At 56.6% G+C, this 21074-nt stretch carries 22 protein-coding genes; 14 read left to right on the top strand and 8 right to left on the bottom strand.

Going from position 1 to position 21074, the window contains the following annotated elements; translation table 11 throughout:
- The first annotated feature begins 326 nt into the window (after positions 1-326).
- The 4 genes from AC1D2P_RS25230 to AC1D2P_RS25215 all read left to right on the top strand — a co-directional run bounded on the left by AC1D2P_RS25230 (position 327) and on the right by AC1D2P_RS25215 (position 3771).
- The gene (locus tag AC1D2P_RS25230; RefSeq protein ID WP_477757827.1) at positions 327-590 is read left to right on the top strand and encodes a DUF2790 domain-containing protein; all 264 of its coding nucleotides are present in this window, start codon (positions 327-329) and stop codon (positions 588-590) included.
- Between the two features lie 191 nt (positions 591-781).
- Positions 782-1096, top strand: coding sequence for a hypothetical protein (locus AC1D2P_RS25225; protein ID WP_223525645.1), 315 nt, complete (start codon positions 782-784; stop codon positions 1094-1096).
- Between the two features lie 516 nt (positions 1097-1612).
- Entirely contained in the window at positions 1613-2863 is a 1251-nt protein-coding gene (locus tag AC1D2P_RS25220; RefSeq protein ID WP_208669514.1) for a ribonucleotide-diphosphate reductase subunit beta, read from the top strand.
- A gap of 401 nt (positions 2864-3264) precedes the next feature.
- The gene (locus AC1D2P_RS25215) at positions 3265-3771 is read left to right on the top strand and encodes a BRO-N domain-containing protein (protein ID WP_223525702.1); all 507 of its coding nucleotides are present in this window, start codon (positions 3265-3267) and stop codon (positions 3769-3771) included.
- A 59-nt stretch (positions 3772-3830) separates the two neighbouring features.
- On the opposite strand, the gene AC1D2P_RS25210 is transcribed toward AC1D2P_RS25215, so the two are convergent.
- The gene (locus AC1D2P_RS25210; protein ID WP_223525646.1) at positions 3831-5132 is read right to left on the bottom strand and encodes an McrC family protein; all 1302 of its coding nucleotides are present in this window, start codon (positions 5130-5132) and stop codon (positions 3831-3833) included.
- Positions 5129-7048 (bottom strand): AAA family ATPase, encoded by a 1920-nt coding sequence (locus AC1D2P_RS25205; protein WP_223525647.1) that lies wholly within the window; start codon positions 7046-7048, stop codon positions 5129-5131. Before AC1D2P_RS25205 ends, AC1D2P_RS25210 begins: the two co-directional genes overlap by 4 nt.
- 246 nt (positions 7049-7294) lie before the next feature.
- On the opposite strand from AC1D2P_RS25205, the gene AC1D2P_RS25200 reads away from it, so the two are divergent.
- Positions 7295-8284 (top strand): hypothetical protein, encoded by a 990-nt coding sequence (locus AC1D2P_RS25200; RefSeq protein WP_223525648.1) that lies wholly within the window; start codon positions 7295-7297, stop codon positions 8282-8284.
- 6 nt (positions 8285-8290) lie between these two features.
- On the opposite strand, the gene AC1D2P_RS25195 is transcribed toward AC1D2P_RS25200, so the two are convergent.
- Positions 8291-9106, bottom strand: a complete 816-nt coding sequence (locus tag AC1D2P_RS25195; RefSeq protein WP_477757828.1) for a sulfite exporter TauE/SafE family protein — start codon at positions 9104-9106, stop codon at positions 8291-8293.
- A 112-nt stretch (positions 9107-9218) separates the two neighbouring features.
- Between AC1D2P_RS25195 and AC1D2P_RS25190 the strand changes: the two genes are divergently transcribed.
- Positions 9219-9986 carry an AraC family transcriptional regulator gene (locus tag AC1D2P_RS25190; protein WP_477757829.1) on the top strand — a complete coding sequence of 256 codons (768 nt, stop codon included), beginning with the start codon at positions 9219-9221 and terminating at the stop codon, positions 9984-9986.
- A 93-nt stretch (positions 9987-10079) separates the two neighbouring features.
- Positions 10080-10397: a helix-turn-helix domain-containing protein gene (locus tag AC1D2P_RS25185; protein ID WP_077431414.1), complete on the top strand. Its 318-nt coding sequence runs from the start codon at positions 10080-10082 to the stop codon at positions 10395-10397.
- A 49-nt stretch (positions 10398-10446) separates the two neighbouring features.
- On the opposite strand, the gene AC1D2P_RS25180 is transcribed toward AC1D2P_RS25185, so the two are convergent.
- Positions 10447-11505, bottom strand: coding sequence for an MBL fold metallo-hydrolase (locus tag AC1D2P_RS25180; protein WP_223525651.1), 1059 nt, complete (start codon positions 11503-11505; stop codon positions 10447-10449).
- A 215-nt stretch (positions 11506-11720) separates the two neighbouring features.
- Between AC1D2P_RS25180 and AC1D2P_RS25175 the strand changes: the two genes are divergently transcribed.
- Together AC1D2P_RS25175 and AC1D2P_RS25170 are read left to right on the top strand one after the other, a co-directional pair.
- A complete protein-coding gene (locus AC1D2P_RS25175) occupies positions 11721-12329 on the top strand; it encodes a TetR/AcrR family transcriptional regulator (RefSeq protein WP_223525652.1) in 609 nt (202 codons plus the stop codon).
- A 139-nt stretch (positions 12330-12468) separates the two neighbouring features.
- Positions 12469-13002, top strand: a complete 534-nt coding sequence (locus AC1D2P_RS25170; RefSeq protein WP_109785116.1) for a DUF1003 domain-containing protein — start codon at positions 12469-12471, stop codon at positions 13000-13002.
- Between the two features lie 7 nt (positions 13003-13009).
- Here the strand turns inward: AC1D2P_RS25170 and AC1D2P_RS25165 are convergent, their stop codons facing one another.
- Entirely contained in the window at positions 13010-13951 is a 942-nt protein-coding gene (locus AC1D2P_RS25165; RefSeq protein WP_477757830.1) for a LysR family transcriptional regulator, read from the bottom strand.
- A 15-nt stretch (positions 13952-13966) separates the two neighbouring features.
- On the opposite strand from AC1D2P_RS25165, the gene AC1D2P_RS25160 reads away from it, so the two are divergent.
- A complete protein-coding gene (locus AC1D2P_RS25160; RefSeq protein ID WP_477757831.1) occupies positions 13967-14665 on the top strand; it encodes a CTP synthase C-terminal region-related (seleno)protein in 699 nt (232 codons plus the stop codon).
- Positions 14666-14670: 5 nt separating this feature from the next.
- Positions 14671-14982, top strand: coding sequence for an antibiotic biosynthesis monooxygenase family protein (locus AC1D2P_RS25155; protein ID WP_223525654.1), 312 nt, complete (start codon positions 14671-14673; stop codon positions 14980-14982).
- 59 nt (positions 14983-15041) lie between these two features.
- Here the strand turns inward: AC1D2P_RS25155 and AC1D2P_RS25150 are convergent, their stop codons facing one another.
- Positions 15042-15368, bottom strand: a complete 327-nt coding sequence (locus tag AC1D2P_RS25150; protein WP_109785113.1) for a DUF2025 family protein — start codon at positions 15366-15368, stop codon at positions 15042-15044.
- A gap of 238 nt (positions 15369-15606) precedes the next feature.
- Here AC1D2P_RS25150 and AC1D2P_RS25145 point away from each other — a divergent pair, with 238 nt between their 5' ends.
- From AC1D2P_RS25145 to AC1D2P_RS25135, 3 genes are all read left to right on the top strand, one after another.
- The gene (locus tag AC1D2P_RS25145; protein WP_223525655.1) at positions 15607-16734 is read left to right on the top strand and encodes a glycerophosphodiester phosphodiesterase; all 1128 of its coding nucleotides are present in this window, start codon (positions 15607-15609) and stop codon (positions 16732-16734) included.
- A 213-nt stretch (positions 16735-16947) separates the two neighbouring features.
- Positions 16948-17253 (top strand): PepSY domain-containing protein, encoded by a 306-nt coding sequence (locus tag AC1D2P_RS25140; RefSeq protein ID WP_477757832.1) that lies wholly within the window; start codon positions 16948-16950, stop codon positions 17251-17253.
- 126 nt (positions 17254-17379) lie between these two features.
- A complete protein-coding gene (locus AC1D2P_RS25135; protein WP_477757833.1) occupies positions 17380-18558 on the top strand; it encodes a GAF domain-containing sensor histidine kinase in 1179 nt (392 codons plus the stop codon).
- Here AC1D2P_RS25135 and AC1D2P_RS25130 read toward each other — a convergent pair.
- Complete coding sequence (locus tag AC1D2P_RS25130) at positions 18555-18983, bottom strand: hypothetical protein (RefSeq protein WP_223525657.1); 429 nt, start codon at positions 18981-18983, stop codon at positions 18555-18557. The two genes, AC1D2P_RS25135 and AC1D2P_RS25130, sit on opposite strands and share 4 nt — an antisense overlap.
- A gap of 111 nt (positions 18984-19094) precedes the next feature.
- Positions 19095-20720 (bottom strand): methyl-accepting chemotaxis protein, encoded by a 1626-nt coding sequence (locus AC1D2P_RS25125; RefSeq protein ID WP_046031985.1) that lies wholly within the window; start codon positions 20718-20720, stop codon positions 19095-19097.
- Positions 20721-21074: the final 354 nt, after the last annotated feature.

Below are 21074 nucleotides of genomic sequence, written 5' to 3'. Positions count from 1 at the left end.
GTATCAGGCAGACCGCGTTTAGCCGGATATACGACTGCTGCGCAGCCGGACGCAGGCTTCGCCAGCTGCTACACGTCGTGCGTTGTCCTGGATAGACGGGGCTGTTTACGTGGATTGTTACGAAATCTGTCAAAAGTGTTTATCAAAACCACGGCTATATGATTGAAACCCCCACGCCTAAAATCTGCCACGCCAACAAGGCAATCTGATTAACCACGTTGCAGCCCCCACGAAGGCCGTTAATCAAGCACTCCGGTRACCAAGCTCCACACGCAACCCCACAAAGGTTGCGTGACCCCATTCGACCTCTAAAAGGTAAATCCGAAATGAAAGCTTTATTAGTTCTGGTCCTCAGCAGCCTGTGCGCAACCGCCATGGCAGACGAGGCCCCGACTGATGCCGCACAGCAACAACCGGTAGTTGAGGAATACACTTACTCCACCCACCTGGACATCGCCAAAGTTGTCTCCATGAGCGAAGTACCAAACGTGTGTGAAGTTGTCCCGATGAAAATGGAATACGACGATTCCAAGGGCCAACGCCATATTTTGCGCTACAGCATCATGGGCAACGGCTGCTCTAACGGCTAATTCCCGGCTCTCACTTCCCCCCAAGGTTCGACCCATTCGCCCGCCCTTCCAGGCCAATGCAGCGCCGAACCTTTAATATCGATTTGTTCGATTGTTTTAAGCGTTTATTTGCACTTTTTAATCGAAATAGCTGGCGTAGTATGAATTCCACACCCAAGGCACAAAACGTCCACAAACCTGGAGCCACCACCATGAAAACCAAATTGATCTTCGCCCTGACCCTGTCCGTCCTGGCCGCCAACACTTTTGCCGCCGACGGCTACGACCGCACCGGCTCGGCTTCTTACACCACTGAAGCGGCTGTCGCTGCTGATGGTTACGATCACACCGGCTCGGCCTCCTTCGCCGCTGATGGCGCAGACCACATTGGCGCCGGCAAACTTGCTTCGGACGGCTTTGATCACACTGGCGCTGCCAAACTCGCCGCCGATGGCTTCGATCACACTGGTGCTGCCAAGGTTGCTGCTGATGGCGCAGACCACGTCGGTGCCGCTCGCCTGAGCTGATCATCGAGCGTGACTTACAGCCCGACTTCGGTCGGGCATAGTTGTGTCTGGAGCCACCGGAAACCGGCTCAAAACACAACATGTAGTGAAAAACCTGATTTTCTGGCTGTTTTTTGAACAAGAAATCAATTCATCAAAATTTATGAAAAAAAATCTGCACCCGCGATCTCCAGCCAAAGCCCTATAAACCCTCGCTCCGACCGAAAAACCCTCCTTCTCGACCGCTCCATGCGCGGATTCGCCCCACCACGGCCGCAAAAATTTCCCTATAATGCCGCCTTAAACGGGCCTGTAATATTCCCTTACAGGGATGAAAGCCAGTCCGAAGCCCAAAGCGACGTCGCCAACGACTGCAGCGCCATCAGCGGCTCTCGGAACCCCGTACAAAATTATGTTTATTTGCCTGCGTGTACCGCTGCAAAAAACGCTATCCAACGCGGCCAGTACGGCCGTGTGAAAAACCAACCTATCAGTTTTCACACGGGCATCTGGCCCTCACGCAGGAGACGACACGTCATGCTGAGCTGGGACGAATTCGACAAAGAAGACAGCGGCGAAACCGTGGTAAAAGGCGCTAACGCCGGCCACGCGACCGAAGCCAACATGGACCGACTCGACACCGCTGGTGGTGTCGCCGCTCAAGAAGCTCGCGCCGTTACCGCGAACGACTCTGCCGCAATCGCCCGTGCCAAAGCTGCCCTGGACACCCTCGACGTCGCCGAAGGCCTCGCCGAACTCGAAGGCGCCTCCGCCCGCGTCGCTGTCGACGAAAAGCGCATGATCAACTGCCGCGCCGACCTCAACCAACTCGTGCCATTCAAGTACGACTGGGCCTGGCAGAAGTACCTGGACGGTTGCGCAAACCACTGGATGCCGCAAGAAGTCAACATGACCGCCGACATCGCCCTCTGGAAAGACCCGGAAGGCCTGACCGACGACGAGCGCCGCATCGTCATGCGCAACCTCGGCTTCTTCTCCACCGCCGACTCCCTGGTTGCCAACAACCTGGTCCTGGCCGTGTACCGCCTGATCACCAACCCGGAATGCCGCCAGTACATCCTGCGCCAGGCGTTCGAAGAGGCGATCCACACCCACGCCTACCAGTACTGCATCGAATCGTTGGCCATGGATGAAGGCGAGATCTTCAACATGTACCACGAGATCCCATCGGTCGCGAAAAAAGCCACCTGGGGCCTCAAATACACCCGCTCGATCTCCGATCCGAAGTTCGAAACCGGCACCGTCGAAACCGACAAAGAGCTGCTGCGCAACCTGATCGCCTACTACTGCGTTCTGGAAGGCATCTTCTTCTACTGCGGCTTCACCCAGATCCTCTCCATGGGCCGCCGCAACAAAATGACCGGCGTCGCCGAGCAGTTCCAGTACATCCTGCGCGACGAATCCATGCACCTGAACTTCGGCATCGACGTGATCAACCAGATCAAAATCGAAAACCCGCACTTGTGGGATGCCGAGATGAAGGAAGAGGCTTCGCAGATGATTCTGCAGGGGACTCAGCTGGAGATCGAATACGCTCGGGATACCATGCCTCGTGGCGTGTTGGGCATGAATGCGGCGATGATGGAGGATTACCTGAAGTTTATTGCTAACCGTCGTTTGAGCCAGATTGGTTTGAAGGAAGAGTATCCAGGGACGACTAACCCGTTCCCTTGGATGAGCGAGATTATGGACTTGAAGAAAGAGAAGAACTTCTTTGAGACGAGAGTTATTGAGTATCAGACTGGTGGGGCGCTTAGCTGGGATTGATTTCCCTGCTCGCCGCGATTTGATGATTGCAGTCTGAATCGACAAATCTGAAAAGCAAAAGCCCCGATCTGATCGGGGTTTTTTTATGGGCGATGGGTAGTCCTTTTCCATCCCTACGCGACAACGATAAATCTCTTACAGCACTTACAGCCGTATCCGTATTGATGCCTGCTCAAAGCATCTCTAAGCTCCATTGCAGGTGCCTAAGAAACGCCCAACGTAGAAGCCAGGCCAATCACACAGACGCACAATCCACCTTTGGGTGATTTGTTGCTCGAATGTGATGGCTTTGTTCGTTGGGATTTCTTAAATCCACTCTACGTTGGGCCTAGCCTACCCCTTAAACGTAGAGGTCACGGATTATGTCTACTCAATGCATCTCCAGAGTTTTTCCCACCCCCATGAACTATGAGCGGGAGCCTCTCGCCTCCACGCTATTCACCCGCCACGACATTCATCTCCACGCCCTACTGTTCGAAAACCAAGTCTGGTTTTACGCACGAGATATAGGGCGATTGATGGGCAAGTATTTGGATGAACGCATGTCTCGGAAACTCGATGCGGATCAGCGACGGATGTTACTCGTACATGCCCACGGAGCATTAGAGGAACGACTGATGCTCAGCGAGTCAGGGGTGTATGCACTGTTGGTTTATCACTATTGCCCGGAGTATCGCTCACTTCGCGAATGGCTCACGCATCAGGTTGTGCCAGCACTACGTGATGCCAGAACAGTTCGGGCAGTGGAGCGTCCGACCTTGAGCGTTCTGGATTGGCCACAAATGCAACTGAGTTTGCTGCACTGGCAGAATGAACCCTGGATTCGGCTGCGGGACATGCCTAGCATCCTGCTACCTCAGCAGCCGACATCTTGGTGGAGGAAGGCCTCGCGGCTATTTCAACTTTAGAAAGCCGCTAAAACATTGGGTGCAGCACCCTGCACCCATTTGACTTGGAGCATTGAGCATCAAGCCGATTGTTCACTCGATTGCAGTTGCTGAGACTTAAGTGGGAATCCTTCGGGTGCCCCCAGCAATACGCCACGCTCCATATCAAACGGCAGCACCCAAAGCAGGAGCTTCGGAGCAAACTCAAATACCTTCAACGGGCTATCAAACGCAGATCGCCTTGGGTAAATCAGCACCAACTCACCTTCGCTAGGCAAGCATTTGTGGCCATAAGCGAATAGCTGATAAAAGTCGGACTGCTTCAAACCGTAGTTCTTATCCTCAGCGGATGAACTCAACCTCTTCCACTTTGTGTCCAGCACCCAACTCTTATGTTGATGGTGAACCATCAGGTCCGGCCGTAACTGGAAGAAATTTTTGCCTTTGTGCTGACACAAGTACTCACTTCCGGATTGAGTTTGGAGTCGAGCATCGTCCTGCAAATCCCTGCCAAGACTTGCAGCGACATAGCGCTCAAACAACCGCTCCATGGGGAACAACAAGCTCATACCATGCCAATCTCCAGCAACCGCCAAAGGCATCTGTTGCTTGATGATCAGCTCGCACCAGGGTTTTACCGGAACGTAGTGCGCCATCAGTCGCTCGTTGCTCCATTGTTTAAAATCCTGTTGCAAGTCACGGCTTGTCGGCACCTCTAACAAGACACTTCTTAGCTCATGAGCCAGTCGCCAATTACCGGCATCATTAGTCGTTTTGCAGACGTGATCTAACGCTAATTTGAGCAAACGATTTTCTGGTCGGTCGGGCAGATAGATGTCGTGTCGAATCTGAAAATGGTGCTGACGGCCAGGGGGTTGGCGCATCTGCTTAACCACATCCAATTGACCACGCAGGAAACGTTGCTCCTCCTCTACACGTTGGTAGTCAAAGCGTAGACCTCGCTTGATCAGATGATCCAGAGCCAGCAAGAACCGGCCCATGACCCATTCGCTCAACGGTGCATCGAAGTTTTGTAGATCCGCGGCGCCGACTTCTCGGGTAGGCAAATTTAGAGATGCTTGGATCATGCGTCGCAACAATGCTCTGCTCTGCTTGATACAGTCCTCTTGCTCAAAATGCTTGGGAAGAATTTCGAGACGAGTGCCGCAGGGTGTTTCCAGTACACCGACATAATTGTCGAGTTTCAGTAAACGACGGTTCTCTAGTTGAACCAGCGCAGCTCCAGCATTGCTGAAAGAAGCGTTGAGTTTGCATAGCCAGTCAAAGGCAGACACTGATACTTGCGCAAGATCCAACGTAGGCGCAGTCACCTTATCCGTCGTCAGTCTCGCGTACTCTCGAACCGTGATGACGGGTTTCACGCCGTCACACCATTCTCCGCTTCGATAGCGTCTTGCAGGTTCAACGAGATCGCTTCGTGATCAACGACGCCGTAAAAAGACTCAATCCGGTCGAAGGCGCCTTCGTTGATAAGCCATTGGTTATTTTGGTTACTGAGCACCACTTGATCACCGAACAATGATCCCGGATTGAATGGTGGCTGTTTGATAAAGCAATTTTCAGGAGTCTTGCGATGATCGTTTAGCACCCACTGAATTCGCAGCCAGTCTTCGAAAAAGTACTCTTGCAGCAATGGGAGCACTTGCTCACGAAAGATTTTTCCCAGCCGTTTCAGCGTAGGTTCACTCTCTAAGGGCATGAAATACGCGTGCCCCAAACAATGATCACGGTCTAGCAGCATTTCGATTCGCTGATTCATCACCGTAAGGAGCTGGGCGACGTTGAGTTCGCCCACGAAAATATTTTTCAGTAACTCAGGCTTCGGCGGCATTTCCCGGAAAGTGAAACGACGACGCAATGCGATATCTAGACCAGCCAGTGAGCGATCAGCCGTGTTCATAGTGCCAATGAGATAGACATTACTCGGAACGCTGAAATGATCCTTCGAATACGGCAGCGTTACCTTCAATGCCTCGTCAGCTCCGGCACGTTTGGACGGTTCTATGAGCGTAATCAGCTCGCCAAAAATTCGTGAAATGTTGCCGCGATTTATTTCATCGATGATGAGAACGCGCGCATTTCTAGTTTGCGCTGATACTTTTAGCTTTGCGCGATCGGATGGATTATCCAAAATGCGCTCAACCAAAACAGGCAGAATATTGTTGTAACCATTGATCAGAAATGGCTCCAGCTTAGTTTCTGAGACTTTGTCAAAAACCAGCTTGTTGCGAATGTCTGAGACGGTTAGTCGATCGGAACGCACATACTCAGCAAGTGTGTTAAGAATGCTCATTCCAATCGGCAGTTCTTTTCCGTTGGGTTTAACCAAATTGAGCAATTCTTCAGAAGCACTCGCGACGACGTATCCGGAACCAAATGACTCCCCTTTCGTAAAACGAACACCTGGATTCACGCTCGTTGCAGAGTCTTGTGGTGGAGCTCCTAGCAACTGAGCTAGCTTTCCGCGATCCAACGATCCAGATCCCAACTCATAAAGAGTTCGCTGGGTGAATTTGCCATTTATAAGTTGATCATGAGGAAGGGAAGGCTCATAAATTCGCAACCATTTCACCGCGCGACATTGTCCGTACTCAAAGCCTTGATCCTCACGATTTAAGCAATGGTACTCGCCGGTCACTTCACCAATCGCCCGAAATTTGGTGTTGCCCTCCGTCACTACCAGCAAATCACCAATTTGCATTTTCAGTAGAAAACTGTGAACCGCTGTAATCCCATAAGCATTTTCGGGTAGAACCTCACCTGCGTCAGCAAAGCGTCGGGCAATATCTTCTCGGCTCTTGCAGCCACTGAAATCGATGCACCGGCCGTAACCCAGCAGAGCGTAATTATTCTCTTTGCATTCATCAAAAATGTACGCATCGTTACCGTGAATGTTGCCCAACGACATCTTCCAGACACGACGTCGCTCTATATCAGTCGGCGCAGAGGCTTGGTGGGTAACCTTAGTAATGGCAGTGGTACACAAATTTTTGAATACACCATCGACAACCTCATACCGTAACTGTCCCTCCTCTCCGCTTTCCGCACGAAGACCCTCGACAAAGTCCTCATAGCTAAAGCTTTGATGAAACGTAACAAACTCGATATGTCTATCCGCAGCTAGCTCATCAAAGCGTTTTTTCAGAGCGCCCCGATCGTCTTTGTTGGCCTGAAGAAACTCGGGATCAAGTATTTCTAGAGCAGCCTCGATGGTGGCGTACGTCTTTCCGGTTCCCGGTGGACCAAACAAAATCTGATTGAGTGCAGGCGAAGTCATCGAGTCACTATCCTTGCTACGTGAGCAAAATGGGCGTTGCTGGCTTGCCTCACAGTCGATGAGGGTTGAATGTATCGAACCCAACGTAGGAAACAGCGCACAGCCGCAGGAAACTAATCCTACAACGGTAACCACATTGCTATCAGTGGTAAAGCCGCACAACGAAGTAGGTTGGATTGATGAAAAAGCTGTGCAGAACGGGCCCTAGCGACTATAAAAACGATCCCATAAAGAGCTAGAACACTCATGAAATTCGACCTCGCCTACTGCCTCAGCCTCGACGACAAGCTGTCGATCTATGACGTGCGCGATTTGAATTTCGACGAAACCATGGCCTTCGATTCCGCCAAAGAACACTTCCAATGCCCCAACGACGCCTGCCGTTTGGCGTTCGATGCGGCGAATGTGTTGACGACCTTCAACGCCAAAAACGTGAATTACATCCGCACCCCGCACTTCAAGAACACGCCCAGCACCCAGCATGTGGCGGATTGTCCTTATGTCAGCCTCAAGGCGTCGGCGTCCGGTGTGGACGCAGACGGTGCGGAAACGGATGACAGTCGCGAGGAGCATTTCCCGTCGGAGTTGTTGCTGACTCGGCGTCAGTATGTGCGTAAGGCGTCGTCCCCTGATGTCGCGGCGGATGTTATGCGGGATGTCCCGAAAACAAATCCGGCGGACAGCCAGGCAGAGCACTCGAGCCACGAATCAGCGCCGGACAAGACCAGTGTCTTCGCCCACCCGGTGGAGTGTTTTGTGTCGAACTTCGAGGACAAGGAACTGCTCAAGCGCATGCCACTGAAGATTGGCGAGCACACGGCGCCGTACGGGTCGTTCTTCAAGAAGATCGAGTATTTGCAGGACAACAAGGGGCTGATTTACTGGGGCAAGATCAAGGAGATCAAGGATTACACCCAGAGCTTTCGCATCGATTTCGAACAGAAGGTCTGGTTCAAGCAGGCGGATGAGGCGAAGAATAAGCCTTATTCGGTCAATGTTTACTTGAGCAAGAAGCTGATCGACAACTACCGCAAGCGCAAAGCGTTTCTGGAAGAGATCAAGCACGCCATCGAGAGCGGGAAGGATTTGTATTGCTTCTTTTATGGCGTGACGCCGGAGTTGAAGCAGGTGCCGAGCAAGAAAAACCCCGAGCAGACGTTCGGGGTGTTCAGTGCGGATATTGAGAACCTGGATCACTTCATTATTCGGGAAGAGCCGGGGTTGGCGGATAAGTAACAGCGCTCAGTTCACAGACATGCTGATCATCACCAACACCAGCAAACCCACATACACCCGCGCATGTATTCGATCCGGAATCCGCCCGATCCAAGGTGTGGCCAATCGAATCCCCAGCAACGATCCCATCGTCAAAACCGCAAACGCCAGCAGATCCACGTAGCCGATAAACCACGACCCCAGGTCAAACTCGCTGAATCCCGCCATGGCCATGTAAGTCACCGTCCCGGCCACCGCGACCGGCAGGCTCAACGGATTGGCCATGGATGTCGCCTGACTCATGCTCAACCCACAGCGTCGCAACAACGGCACGGTCATGACGCTGCCGCCCACGCCGAGAAACGTCGCGATGGCGCCAATTCCTACACCACCGCCGGACACTTCCGCCCTCCCCAATCGCCGTGGGATTGCGTTGTCGGTGCGTGTAAGAAATCCGCGTCTAACCAGGCAATCCACAATGGTCACGCCCAAGTACGCGATGAACGCATAACGAATCACCTCGCCACTGACCCATATCGCGGCGACCGCGCCAACCACCGCGCCCAAACCAATGAACCCGCCCAATGGCCACAGGTAATGGCGAATGAAGTTCCCGGCGCGCCGATGTTTGCCGGTGGCGATCAGTGCGTTGACGATCATCACGCAGGTCGAAGTCGCCACGGCAATGTGCATCGCCGATTGGCCGACGGGGTCGGCGGCGCCGTGGCTAGCGGTGAGTATGCGGTAGAGCAATGGCACAACGACGAAGCCGCCGCCGAAGCCGAACAGCACTGCCGTGATGCCGGTCATGCAGCCGAAGAGTGTCAGCAGGAGATAGAACATTGCGCGTCGTCCGTTGATGGGGAGCGGTCGACGATAGAGCGATGAGCCTTGGCCTGCCTCAGCAAGTCAGCCAATAATGTTCGCGTTTACGCCAACTGCTGGAAATCGCTAGATGCGCAATGTTTCGATTGATCTGCTGGATGACACGCCGCGCCCGGTGGTGGCGATCGGGACGGATTATTCCCACGGCCATTTGTTGCCTCGTCATACACACCGGCGGGCGCAGTTGTTGTATGGCGCCACCGGGGTGATGCAGGTCAGCACGCATGACGGCAATTGGGTGGTGCCGCCACAGCGGGCGGTGTGGATTCCGCCGGGCGTGGCGCATGAGGTGCTGATGCTCGGGGTGAGTACGCGCAGTGTGTATATCGAACCGGCGGCGGTTGATCTGGGCGATCGCTGCCAGGTGATCAGCGTGTCGCCGTTGTTGCGACACCTGTTGATGGAGGCGGTGGAGATCCAGCTGACGTATGACGAGGCCGGGCGCGACGGTGCGCTGATCGACTTGCTGCTGCACGAACTGGCGCGCAGCACTCACCTGCCGTTGCACATTCCGCTGCCCGTCGATGCGCGGTTGCTGGGGTTGTGCCAGGCGTTTCTCCAACACCCGAATGCTCACCAATCGCCGCAGCAATGGGCCGATCAATTGCACATCAGCCTGCGGACGTTCAATCGATTGTTTCGACAACAGACCGATCTAAGTTTCAGCCAATGGCGGCAGCGTGCCTGCGTGGTGCTAGCCCTGTCGCGGCTGGCATCGGGCACGCCGGTAACGCGCATTGCTGTGGATTTCGGTTATGACAGCCCGGCGGCGTTCTCGACCATGTTTCGTCGTGTGCTGGGGCAGCCACCGTCCGTCTGGATGGAAGCCACGAAATAGCAAAAATCGAAAAATGAGTTTGATCCGGGAGCAAAACAACTGTACAAAAACACAGTACATTTTGAATCAGCACTCTCGAGCCCGGAGAACACCATGGCCTCTCATGCGATGAAAATCACCCTGGAACGTATCGCCCTCTTCCAATTCACCCCGGCCCATTGCGCCCAGGCCCGAGCGATGCTGGGGTGGAGTGTTGATGAGCTGGCTCGGGAATCCGCGGTTTCGGTAGAGGCCATCGAGCGGTTTGAGGCCCGGCGCGATGTGCTGGACGTTACCCGGCTGGCGTTGGCGTATTGCTTTGAGGCGCAGGGGTTGGTGTTTTTCCCAGGGTTTGCGCCGGGTCGAGGGATGAATGTGAAAGGGTCTACGCCGAACCCGGTCGGGCGGGCGGATTATGCGATGGTTGAGTGAGGTGTCAGTGAGCCGGCCGCTCATTAGCGAGCGGCCCGACTGCAGAGGATCAAGCGTTCTGCGCTGTGACCTGATCGCGTTCACTTTCCATCCCGAGCCACCACGCACTCCCGCGTTGCGGATACTTCACGTTGAACGCCTCGCCCATTTGCGGCGTGGTGATCGACACATTGCGCTCCCAGGCTAACGCCAGGATCCGGTCGAAGGGCTCGAACCAGGCGTGCATGGACAAATCGAATGTGCCGTTGTGAATCGGCAGTAACCAGCGCCCTTTGAGGTCAATGTGCGCTTGCAGGGTTTCTTCCGGCTGCATGTGAATGTGCGGCCACTCGACATTGTAGGCACCGGTTTCCATCAGCGTCAGGTCGAACGGGCCGTATTGTTCGCCGATGCGCTTGAAGCCATCGAAGTAGCCACTGTCGCCGCTGAAGAAGATGCGCGTGTCGCCGTCGATCATGACCCAGGACGCCCAGAGCGTGCTGTTGCCATCGAACAGTCCGCGGCCGGAAAAGTGTTGCGACGGGGTGGCGATGAATTGGATGCCGTCCACCTCGGTGCCCTGCCACCAATCGAGTTGGCGCACTTTGCTGGCCTCCACGCCCCACTTGATCAGCGTGTCGCCGACGCCCAGCGGGGTGAGGAAGTACTTGGCCTTGTCTGCCAGTTTGAGCACCGCGTGATAGTCGAGGTGGTCGTAGTGATCGTGGGACAGGATCACCGCTTCAATCGGTGGCAATTGTTCCAGGCTGATCGGCGGTTGATGGAAGCGCTTGGGGCCAGCCCATTGCACCGGTGAGGCGCGCTCGGCGAAGACCGGGTCGGTGATCCAGAATTTGTCCCGCAGTTTCAGCAGAACCGTTGAATGGCCGAGGCGGTAAACGCTGTGGTTGGGTGCCGCCATCAACGCTGCCTGGGTCAGCGCTTGTACCGGCACCGGAGCCGTTGGGCGAGTGTTGCGCGGTTTGTGGAAGATCATGTTCCACATGATGCGCAACATTTTGCGAACGCCTTCGCGTTGCACGGGTGCATGGTTTCGGAAAAGCCCTTGCGCCTGACGGGAAGCTTCAGGTGTTACGGAATTGTCCGCAGGTGAAATTGAAGTGGCCATGACTGAGTGACTCCAGAAAAACCGCACGATTGCAGTTCTTCACGGTGGGACGATAAATGGCCAAAGCACGCACGCATCAGCCGGACATTCTATTTTTCGCTGCACAGGATTAACAAAACATTACACTGCACAGTGTAGTTTCAAGGTTGCATCAAAGGCGATCACAAGTAAACTACCGAGTGTAATTTTTCTCTGTCTCTTGCCGAAGCGTACTTATGACAGCTCCACAGCGCCTCACCGACCGAAAACGCGAAGCTATTATTCAGGCGGCGATTGCCGAATTCCGCGCCAATGGTTTCGATATCACCAGCATGGACAAGATTGCCGCCACGGCCGGCGTGTCGAAGCGCACGGTGTACAACCACTTCCCAAGCAAGGAGGAGTTGTTTGCCGAAATCCTCAATCAATTATGGGCGCGGCTGACCGCAGAACAGGAAACGCCCTACCGCCCTGACCTGCCTTTGCGCGACCAGATGAGCCTGCTGTTGCAGGAAAAATTGCAGATGCTGGGCGATGACAATTTTCTCGATCTGGCGCGGGTAGCCATCGCCGCCACCATCCACTCCCCTGAACGTGCGCAGAACATGGTCGCCAGAATGGGTGAGCGCGAAGAAGACCTGACTATCTGGATTCGCTCTGCGCAGGCGGATGGTCGGTTGAAACCCGTCGACCCCGCGTTTGCGGCGCAACAGATCCAGGGAATGCTCAAATCCTTTGCGTTCTGGCCGCAGATTTCCATGGGGCTGCCGGGCCTGTCAGCCGAAATGCAGACCACCGTGGTGGAGTCAGCGCTGGATATGTTCCTGGCCTGCTATCAGGTCTGAAACGAGCTGCGAAAAATGACATGTTCGGCACGTTGTTGCTGATGGGGCTGCGCAAAACCAAACAGCGCAATGTGTTTCAGAATGAAAATGAAGCTGGGGCTATAGTGACCCTCAGTCCCAGCCCCAGGCGGAGAGCATCATGACCACCCCGACCACTGACACAAAACCTGTCGTTGATCATTTACGCTTTCACCGCCCTCACGCCCACCTGGCGCCAACCTTCGGCAACGACAAGTTTGCCCTGCGTGCGGAAGCCTTTGCGCGGTTCTTCGGTACACCGAAATTTCTCGGGGCGCAGACGCTGATCGTGGTGCTGTGGGTATGCCTCAACCTGTTCGGCGTGGCCCACTTCGACCTGTACCCGTTCATCTTGCTCAACCTGGCCTTCAGCCTGCAATCGGCGTACGCCGCCCCACTGATTCTGCTGGCCCAGACCCGTCAGGCGGCGCGTGATAAAGCGCAGTCCGACGCCGATGCACAGCACCGTGAAGCCCTCGCCGTGGCCAACAGCGAACGTCAGGCCCAGGCCGCGCACAACTCCGCGCAACTGCTGGAATTGCTCGAGCAAAACACCCGGCTCACAGAGATGACCAAGACCCTGACCGAACGCATCGAAAACCTGACGTCGGAAATGCATCAGCACTTCGTGCGCAAGGTGCCGCCAACGGTTTAGCGCTCGCTCAAGGCAATCGCAGTGCCCGCCCCAATTCATCAAACAGTGTCACCACCGAACGCAACGCACGGCAATCCGGACGGGTCAGCAGCCAGAGTGCGGTGTCGTAGCCGTGCAATGGGCCGGTCAACGGCTGCAGCGTGTCGCCGATCAAAAAATCCGGCAATGCCGCAACGCCCAACCCGGCCCGCACCAGTTCGGTCACCGACAGCATGCTGTTGCAGCGATAGCTCGGGGTGACACCCGGCAAATGCTGGCGCCGCCAGGCAACAGTGGGATGGTCGGGTAGAAAATCGTCGGGCGCGATCCAGGTCAGCGAAGCCAGGTCTTCAGGATCGACGGACTTCAGATACTGCGCACTGGCGCAGACCCGGTAGGAAATATCCGCCAGTCGTCGTCCGACCAAGTGCTCGGGCGGTGTGCGCGTCAGGCGCAAGGCGATGTCGGCATCGCGACGGCTGAGGTTGGCGAAGTCGTTGGAGGTGCTCAACTCGATAGTCAACGCCGGGTATGAGGGCATGAACTGCGCCAGTGCGGGTAGCAGCAAGCCTTGCAGGACCGAGTCCGTACACGTCAGCCGCACCGTGCCGCTGATGACTTCGCCGCCCTGCTCCACCCCGATTCGCGCCGCCTCCAGCGCTTGTTCTGCGCGCTCGGCCTGCTCGGCCAGAGTTTGCGCGAGCGTGGTTGGCAAATACCCGGCGCGGCTCTTTTCGAACAGTTGCTGACCCAATGCCGCTTCCAGTCGGCGGACGGCGCGAAACACCGTTGAAACGTCGACTTTCAGCAGGCCCGAAGCCCGGGCCAGAGAACCGCCGCGCACCAGAGCGAGGATCAGGGCCAGGTCGGGATAGTCCAGTCGATAGTGCGTCGCTGCATTGATCACTTGGGATAACGCCAATATTGAATGCGTGAACGCCAATCTATAGTGGGTACCAGGAATCAACAAGCCGAGAGAGCACTCATGGAAACCACTGCAATCCGCATCGCCCTGATCGGTGACTACGCCCCTCAAGTCACTGCCCACCAAGCCATTCCCATTGCCCTTGGCATGGCCGCCGAAGCGTTGCAGCTGGACGTGCAATTCCGGTGGTTGGCCACCGACCAGATCCGCACCAACACACCGCTGCAAGATTTCGATGGTTTCTGGTGCGTGCCCGGAGGTCCTTATCGAAACATGGACGGGGCGTTGCGGGCGATCCGGTTTGCCCGGGAGCAGCAGCGACCGTTCCTCGGCACCTGTGGCGGGTTTCAACATGCGGTGTTGGAGTACGCCCGCGATGTGTTGGGTTGGGAAGATGCCGAACACGGCGAGACGCATCCTGACGCCGCGCGGGCGCTTCTGACGCCGCTGACCTGTTCGCTGGTGGAAGCGGTGGACAGCATTCATCTGGTTGAAGGTTCGTTGATCGCCAACGCGTACGAAACGACTGAAATACGCGAGGGATATCACTGCCGATTCGGTGTGAATCCTGAGTTCGAACGTGAGCTATTGATCCAGCAGCTACACGCCGTTGGCCATGATTCGCAGGGGGATTTGCGGGCCGTTGAGCTCACCGGGCATCCGTTCTTTGTCGCCACGCTGTTCCAGCCGGAACGTGCAGCGCTCAAGGGCATTCTGCCGCCGCTGGTCCGCGCTTTCATCAAGGCTTGTGTGAGGTAGAAATCATGACGACGACGCCTTACTACGCGGTGATTTTCACATCCCGGCGCACTGAAGGTGATCACGGCTACGCCGAGGCTGCCGAACGCATGGTGGAGCTGGCCCGTGAGCAGCCCGGTTTTCTGGGCGTGGAATCGGCCCGGGGCGAAGATGGGCTCGGGATTACGGTTTCGTATTGGGCCAGTGAAGCGGCGATCCTGGCGTGGAAACATCATCCCGAGCACAGCGCGATTCGTGAACGTGGGCGCTCGACCTGGTACTCGTCGTGTCATACGCGGGTGTGCCGGATTGAGCGCGATTATCAGTTTCAGCCGTAATGATTTGCGGTGCCCATCAAGCCTGCTCGCGAAGGGGCCAGCCAAGACACCGCAAAACATCAGCCCTGTACAAGACTCCTGACCGCCGCTATCTCCGGCACTTCCTGCCGATTCATGTACACCCGCAACGGCTCGGTGATGTTGATCCGGTCATCGATGTTCTGATCCAGCAGCAACTGAATCAACTCACGCTTGAGCGTCATGGCCTGCCCCGGCCCCGGCGCCCAGACAAATTCACTGGTGGGAATAATGCCGTCATCGGCCACGTCCATGCCGAACGAGTCTTCGCTGAATCGCACAATGTAGTGGCCGGTCTTGCGGTTGAGGCCGACAAAGCCTTTGAGTTGGTCGGCGGCCTGGCAGATAAGCTCGGAAGTGATGCGCATATAAACCTCACAAAAAGTCGTTTCTACGACCGGTGATCAATGGTTTACACGCAAGGGAAACGACACGGTTTTCCCTCTGCCGGGGAAATTGCCGTGGCCAAGAGTACTGCAAAGAAGTGCACAGTTGCGCTGAAAAATTCTGCCTTGAACACGTTTATGTCGGTCTGGCGATAGCGCCGGCAACGCTCAGTTGTTAAAAGGGACGTCTTTGATTACTCATTGCGAAAGGATCTCGACCATGCCGGTTACCTTCACCAAAAGCGCCCTGCTGCTGAGCCTGATGCTCGGTCTCGGCCAGGCACAAGCCGCCAGCGAGCCAACCCCGACAGCGCTGGCAAGCCGTTTGGGCATTCCGCACCCGGCGGTGATCGCCCATCGCGGCGCGTCTTTCGATGCGCCGGAATCCACCGCCGCCGCCTACAAACTGGCGCGCGACCTGGGGGCCGACTATCTGGAGATGGACCTGCAACGCAGCAAGGACGGCGTGCTGTTTGTGCTGCACGACAACAATCTGCAACGCACCACCGACGTTGCCAGCAAGTTCCCGGATCGCAAGGACAGCCCCGCCAACGCGTTCACCATGGCCGAGTTGAAAACCCTCGACGCCGGCAGCTGGTTCAACAGCGCTTACCCGGATCGCGCGCGTCCTTCCTACGCGGGTCTGAAAATTCTGACGCTGGACGAAATCATCGATATTGCCCAGGGCAACCCGCTGCACAAACCCGGCCTGTATATCGAGACCAAAGAGCCAAAGCAATTCCCCGGTATTGAGCGCGACCTCAAGGACAAATTGCAGGACCGTGGCTGGCTGAGCCCGGCCGGTTCGAAACTGGCGAAAAGTGATCTGGCCGTCGGCCAGGGCAAAGGCAAAGTCGTGCTGCAGACCTTCGAGAAGAGCAGCCTCGAACTGCTGCAAAAGGAAATGCCGAAGGTGCCGAAAATTCTGCTGTTGTGGGTCGGCGAAGGCAGTATCGAGCCCAAATCCAAGGTGACGTTCGCCGAATCCGGCGACAAGGACAAAGCCACTTACTACGCCAGACAAGAGCCGAAGGATAAAGCCGAATTCCAGCAATGGGTCGAGTACGCCAAGGCTCAGGGCGCTATCGGCACCGGCCCTTCCGCCGCGCTGACCCAAGGGGGCGACCAGAGCTACTCGGACCTGGTGAAACCGTGGATGAACCAATACACCCACGATCAGGGCATGCTGGTGCACGTGTACACCATTGATGATGCGCTGGATTACCAGAAGGTGATGGATGCCGGGGTTGACGGGATTTTCACCAACCGCGCCAGCGAGTTGCTGAACTTCTACAAACGGCCGGCTGCGGGGACTGTTGCGCAGTTGCTGCAGAACAACGGCTATTAAACCCAAAAAGATCGTTCCCACGCTCCGCGTGGGAATGCAGCCCTGGACGCTCTGCGTCCCACTTGGAACGCGGAGCGTCCCCTGAGGCGTTCCCACGCAGAGCGTGGGAACGATCCCTCAACGATCCCTCAACGTCTCGGGAATTAAGGATGAGTTAAGTTGCCACCGTTAATCTGGCGCCACTTAAACAGCTCAACCCAAGGAAAGAACTTCATGAAAACCCTGACTGCCCTGTTCACCGCCGCTGCCCTGACCCTCACCGCTGGCCTGGCCCAGGCCGATGTCCGCGTCGACCAGATCCCTGAACTGGTCAAGAGCGGCAAGATCAAGCCACTGGAAGAAATGAACCAGGCAGCGCTGAAACTGCACCCGGGCGCGACCATCACCGACACGGATCTGGACAACCACTTCAACGGCTACGAATACGAAGTTGAACTGAAAACCGCTGAAGGCAAAGAATTTGACGTAGATTTCGATGCCACCACAGGCAAAGTCCTGAGCAACAAACAAGACACCTGATGCGCACATGAAAAGCCGCACGATTTACCAATCGTGCGGCTTTTTTGCGTCTGCAATTCAGACCACGCCAACACATCGTCGGCCCGCTAGAATCTGTCCACGGTGTTCAAACAGAGATTGACTGAAATGGGTCAAACAGCGGCAGCAGACATCGCCTTGATCGGCAGGATCAGCGCCGTACCGGCCATCCTTCAAGTGGTCCGCGAGTTGACCGGCCTGCGCTTCGCCGCGGTGGCGCGCGTGACGGAGGACTCCTGGACGGCGTGCGCCGTGCTCGACCAACTGAACTTCGGTTTGCAGGTCGGCGGTGAACTGGAGGTCACCACGACCCTGTGCCACGAAATTCGTCAGGCCCGCCAGTCGGTGGTGATCGACAAGGCCAGCGAAGACCCGCGCTACCGCGATCACCACACGCCGCGTATTTATCAGTTCGAAAGCTACATCTCCGTGCCGATCTTCCGTACCGACGGACGCTTTTTCGGCACCCTCTGCGCACTTGATCCTCTGCCCGCCCAGCTCAAATCCAGCACGAGCCAAAGCACCATGGAATCCTTCGCGCGCATGCTGGCACTGCAAATCGAGGTCGAAGAAAACCAGCAACACACCGAGTTGGCGCTGAAGCAGGAGCGTGAAAACTCGCAACAGCGCGATCGGTTTATCGCCGTGCTCGGCCATGACTTGCGCAACCCGTTGTTCGCCATCAGTGCCGGTGCCGAAATGCTCCTGCGCAAACTGCCTGACCCGGCGAACCAGCAACGGGTCCAGCACATTCTGACCAGTGCCCAACGCGCAACTCGACTGGTCGATGACGTGCTGGATTTCGCTCGCGGTTCCTTTGGCCTGGGCATTCCGGTGAACATCGCACCGTGCGCGGATCTGGATGCGGCTTTACGGCATGTGATTTCCGAGGTTCAGAGTGTTCACCCGAACCGCGTCATAAATTCTTCCATCGGCGATTTACACAACGTCCCGTGCGATCGCGAGCGGGTCGCCCAGTTGCTGTCCAATCTGGTGGCGAACGCAGTAGTCCACGGCGATCCCCAAGGTCCGGTCGAGGTCAATGCGCAGACCAACGATGGACACTTCGTACTGAGCGTAAAAAATCAGGGACTGATTGCCGAGGACGCATTGGCGTATCTGTTCCGCCCCTACTCGCGACCGGCCAGCGATACTCCGCAGACCGGCCTCGGGTTGGGCTTGTACATTGCCAGTCAGATTGCGCAGTCCCACGGTGGAAAACTGGACGTGGTCTCGACCGCAATACAGGGCACGACGTTTACCTTCAGCCTGCCTGTGCAGGTTTAGGCGCTGGTACTGACCAGCGAACCCGACGTGCTGGAGTCGGCATCCTGTAACGCCTGCAATAACGCCGCCGTCGCCGCCTGCAATGAACCCGCCGTGGTCGCCACCTGCGACTGAGCCGCCGCGACATCAGCGGCTTTGGCGTCTGCATCCTCCTGTTTCGCCTGGGCCGCTTGCAGCTGTTGCTGTTGTTCCTGCATCTGCTTTTGCAGCTCGGCGATTTGCTTGCGCAAGGTTTTCACCGCATCGGATTCTTCGCTGCTGCTGGAACTGCTGTCGCTCGACGCGGGAGCGCCGCCGGCGGCCAGTTTAGTGTCGTCGGAAGGCGTGGCGGTGACGGAGGTGTCTGCGGCGGGAGCGCTGATCGAGGTTTTGCTGGTGGAGGTGGTGAGGGTCGGGTTGATGGATACAGAGGTGATGCTGACCATGGGAATTATCCAATGTGGGTGCTGGGTATCTCCCTCATCGACAAGTTCAGGCCGGATTTGAGATCGACTGTGTACCGACTCGGTAAGCGAGCCGGTACACCGTCAGTGCCGCTACGCGCTCAACCGCGCCGTCACTTCATTCAACTGCGACGACACGCTGTTCAGGTTGTGGCTGGCCGCCTCGGTGCGTTGCACGTTGTCCAGATTGGTACTGGCGATGCTGGTGATTTCCGTGAGGTTGCGCGAGATGTCCTCGGCAACCGACGTCTGTTCTTCGGCGGCGGTGGCGATCTGGCGGTTCATGTCGCGAATCGCTTCGACGGCTTGGGTGATCCGCTCCAGCATCGCGCCGGCTTCGGTCACTTGCTGCACGCTTTCCTCACTGCGTGACTGGCCGCTTTCGATGGCCTGCGCCGCGTCGACCGCACCGGTTTGCACGGTCTGGATAATCTGGTTGATCTCAATGATCGACGCCGCCGTGCGCTGGGCCAGGCTGCGCACTTCATCAGCGACCACCGCAAAACCACGCCCGGCTTCACCGGCACGGGCCGCTTCAATGGCAGCGTTGAGCGCCAGCAGGTTGGTCTGTTCGGCGATGCCGCGAATCACTTCCAGCACCTTGCCGATGCGGCCGCTGTCGGTTTCCAACTGACGAATGACCGTAGCGGTATTGGCGATTTCGCCACGCATTTGAGTGATGGTGCGGATGGTGCCCTGCATGACTTTTTCGCCCTGCTGCGCGGACTGGTCAGCGTCGTCGGCAGCCCGTGCGGCATCGGCGGCGTGACGGGCGACTTCTTGCGCGGTGGCGGACATTTCGTTCATTGCCGTGGCCACCTGATCGGTGCGGTTGAACTGCTCGTTGGTGCCGCCCGCCATGAGGCCGGCAATCGAATTCAGTTCACCGCTGGCACTGTCCAGATCCTTGGCGCTGCGCTGCAAATGGCTGAAGGTTTCGGCGAGGAAATCGCGCAGGGTGTTGGCCGCGACCGCCAGTTTGCCCAACTCGTCCTGGCGGGTGCTGGCCACACGCTCGGCAATTTTTCCCCGGCTGAGTTGCGCCACGTATTCGATCAGTTTGCGAATCGGTTCGACCAGGTTGCGGTTGACCAGCCACAGGCTCAACAGCCCGATCAACAGGCCCGAGACGAGCATCACGATGATCCCCAGCAACACGGTGCGCTCAGCCTCGGCACTGATCTGCTTCGACTGTTCGCTGCCCTGCTTGCGCAACTCGGCGACCAATTCGCTCATCTGGTCACTGGCTGCTCGGTCCACACCTTTCACCGCGGTGTCGCCAGCGGTGGGGTCGGCACCGGCGGCCACATAGGCATCACGACCCTTTTGATAGGCGGCCCCGAGCAGGCGGTGTTCATCACGCAGGCGTTCGATGCGAGTCTTGAGCTGCGGTTCGATGCCCTTCTGCCCGGCCAGTTCGCCGAGGATGCTTTGCACATCGCGCTGACGGTCTTCGAATTGCTTCCAGTATTTGTCCAGGTCCGCCGGTTGCTTGCCACGCAGCAAGACGTTTTTCCATTCCTGGACCTGCACCTTGAATTGCAGGTTGGCTTCATCGATCAACTGGGAAGTGTGCAACGGGCCGTCGATCAGGTTCGCGTAGCGCTGAACGCCGCTGGAAAGGAAATGAAAGCAGGCCAGGGCGATCAACAGCATCGCAAAGAGGCTGCCGCTCAACAGGGCGAGAATTTGCGCTCTCAAGGACTTTTGCAAAAGCATCGAAGGGTACTCATGACAGGAATTAGGCACGCCCCGGTAAGGCGTGAAAGGTGTCCGGACTTCCTTGTCTGCGACGTCGGCTGACGGCCGAAGGCGCGCAACTTAACCTAAGCGTGATCGGCGTGCCAGAGCGGTTCTTTAATCAAATCCGACCGTTGGCAGAGCCACTATTTCGCCTTCACCGCCCTGTCACAAAACCGTCAAAAATCCTTGCGATGATGCGGCTCAAGTGAACCTGTAAAACCAGCCGTAACGCGATCCTGTAGCCGCTGGCGAAGCCTGCGTTCGGCTGCGAAGCAGTCGTGTAATCAGGCAATGCGTTGTGTCAGCAAGCCCGCGTGCTCAGGTTTGACG

Source organism: Pseudomonas sp. P1_F1_2, assembly GCF_056405815.1.
Note: the sequence above shows the minus strand (reverse complement) of the source record. Positions and strands in the feature narration are given on the sequence as shown.

Coding starts and splice junctions, on each gene's coding strand:
- AC1D2P_RS25150 (WP_109785113.1), bottom strand. CDS start 15,368: ATGCGCATCACTTCCGAGCTTATCTGCCAGGCCGCCGACCAACTCAAA.
- AC1D2P_RS25175 (WP_223525652.1), top strand. CDS start 11,721: ATGACAGCTCCACAGCGCCTCACCGACCGAAAACGCGAAGCTATTATT.
- AC1D2P_RS25225 (WP_223525645.1), top strand. CDS start 782: ATGAAAACCAAATTGATCTTCGCCCTGACCCTGTCCGTCCTGGCCGCC.
- AC1D2P_RS25195 (WP_477757828.1), bottom strand. CDS start 9,106: ATGTTCTATCTCCTGCTGACACTCTTCGGCTGCATGACCGGCATCACG.
- AC1D2P_RS25155 (WP_223525654.1), top strand. CDS start 14,671: ATGACGACGACGCCTTACTACGCGGTGATTTTCACATCCCGGCGCACT.
- AC1D2P_RS25220 (WP_208669514.1), top strand. CDS start 1,613: ATGCTGAGCTGGGACGAATTCGACAAAGAAGACAGCGGCGAAACCGTG.
- AC1D2P_RS25160 (WP_477757831.1), top strand. CDS start 13,967: ATGGAAACCACTGCAATCCGCATCGCCCTGATCGGTGACTACGCCCCT.
- AC1D2P_RS25170 (WP_109785116.1), top strand. CDS start 12,469: ATGACCACCCCGACCACTGACACAAAACCTGTCGTTGATCATTTACGC.
- AC1D2P_RS25140 (WP_477757832.1), top strand. CDS start 16,948: ATGAAAACCCTGACTGCCCTGTTCACCGCCGCTGCCCTGACCCTCACC.
- AC1D2P_RS25200 (WP_223525648.1), top strand. CDS start 7,295: ATGAAATTCGACCTCGCCTACTGCCTCAGCCTCGACGACAAGCTGTCG.
- AC1D2P_RS25230 (WP_477757827.1), top strand. CDS start 327: ATGAAAGCTTTATTAGTTCTGGTCCTCAGCAGCCTGTGCGCAACCGCC.
- AC1D2P_RS25180 (WP_223525651.1), bottom strand. CDS start 11,505: ATGGCCACTTCAATTTCACCTGCGGACAATTCCGTAACACCTGAAGCT.
- AC1D2P_RS25185 (WP_077431414.1), top strand. CDS start 10,080: ATGGCCTCTCATGCGATGAAAATCACCCTGGAACGTATCGCCCTCTTC.
- AC1D2P_RS25130 (WP_223525657.1), bottom strand. CDS start 18,983: ATGGTCAGCATCACCTCTGTATCCATCAACCCGACCCTCACCACCTCC.
- AC1D2P_RS25190 (WP_477757829.1), top strand. CDS start 9,219: ATGCGCAATGTTTCGATTGATCTGCTGGATGACACGCCGCGCCCGGTG.
- AC1D2P_RS25205 (WP_223525647.1), bottom strand. CDS start 7,048: ATGACTTCGCCTGCACTCAATCAGATTTTGTTTGGTCCACCGGGAACC.
- AC1D2P_RS25145 (WP_223525655.1), top strand. CDS start 15,607: ATGCCGGTTACCTTCACCAAAAGCGCCCTGCTGCTGAGCCTGATGCTC.
- AC1D2P_RS25215 (WP_223525702.1), top strand. CDS start 3,265: ATGAACTATGAGCGGGAGCCTCTCGCCTCCACGCTATTCACCCGCCAC.
- AC1D2P_RS25125 (WP_046031985.1), bottom strand. CDS start 20,720: ATGCTTTTGCAAAAGTCCTTGAGAGCGCAAATTCTCGCCCTGTTGAGC.
- AC1D2P_RS25135 (WP_477757833.1), top strand. CDS start 17,380: ATGGGTCAAACAGCGGCAGCAGACATCGCCTTGATCGGCAGGATCAGC.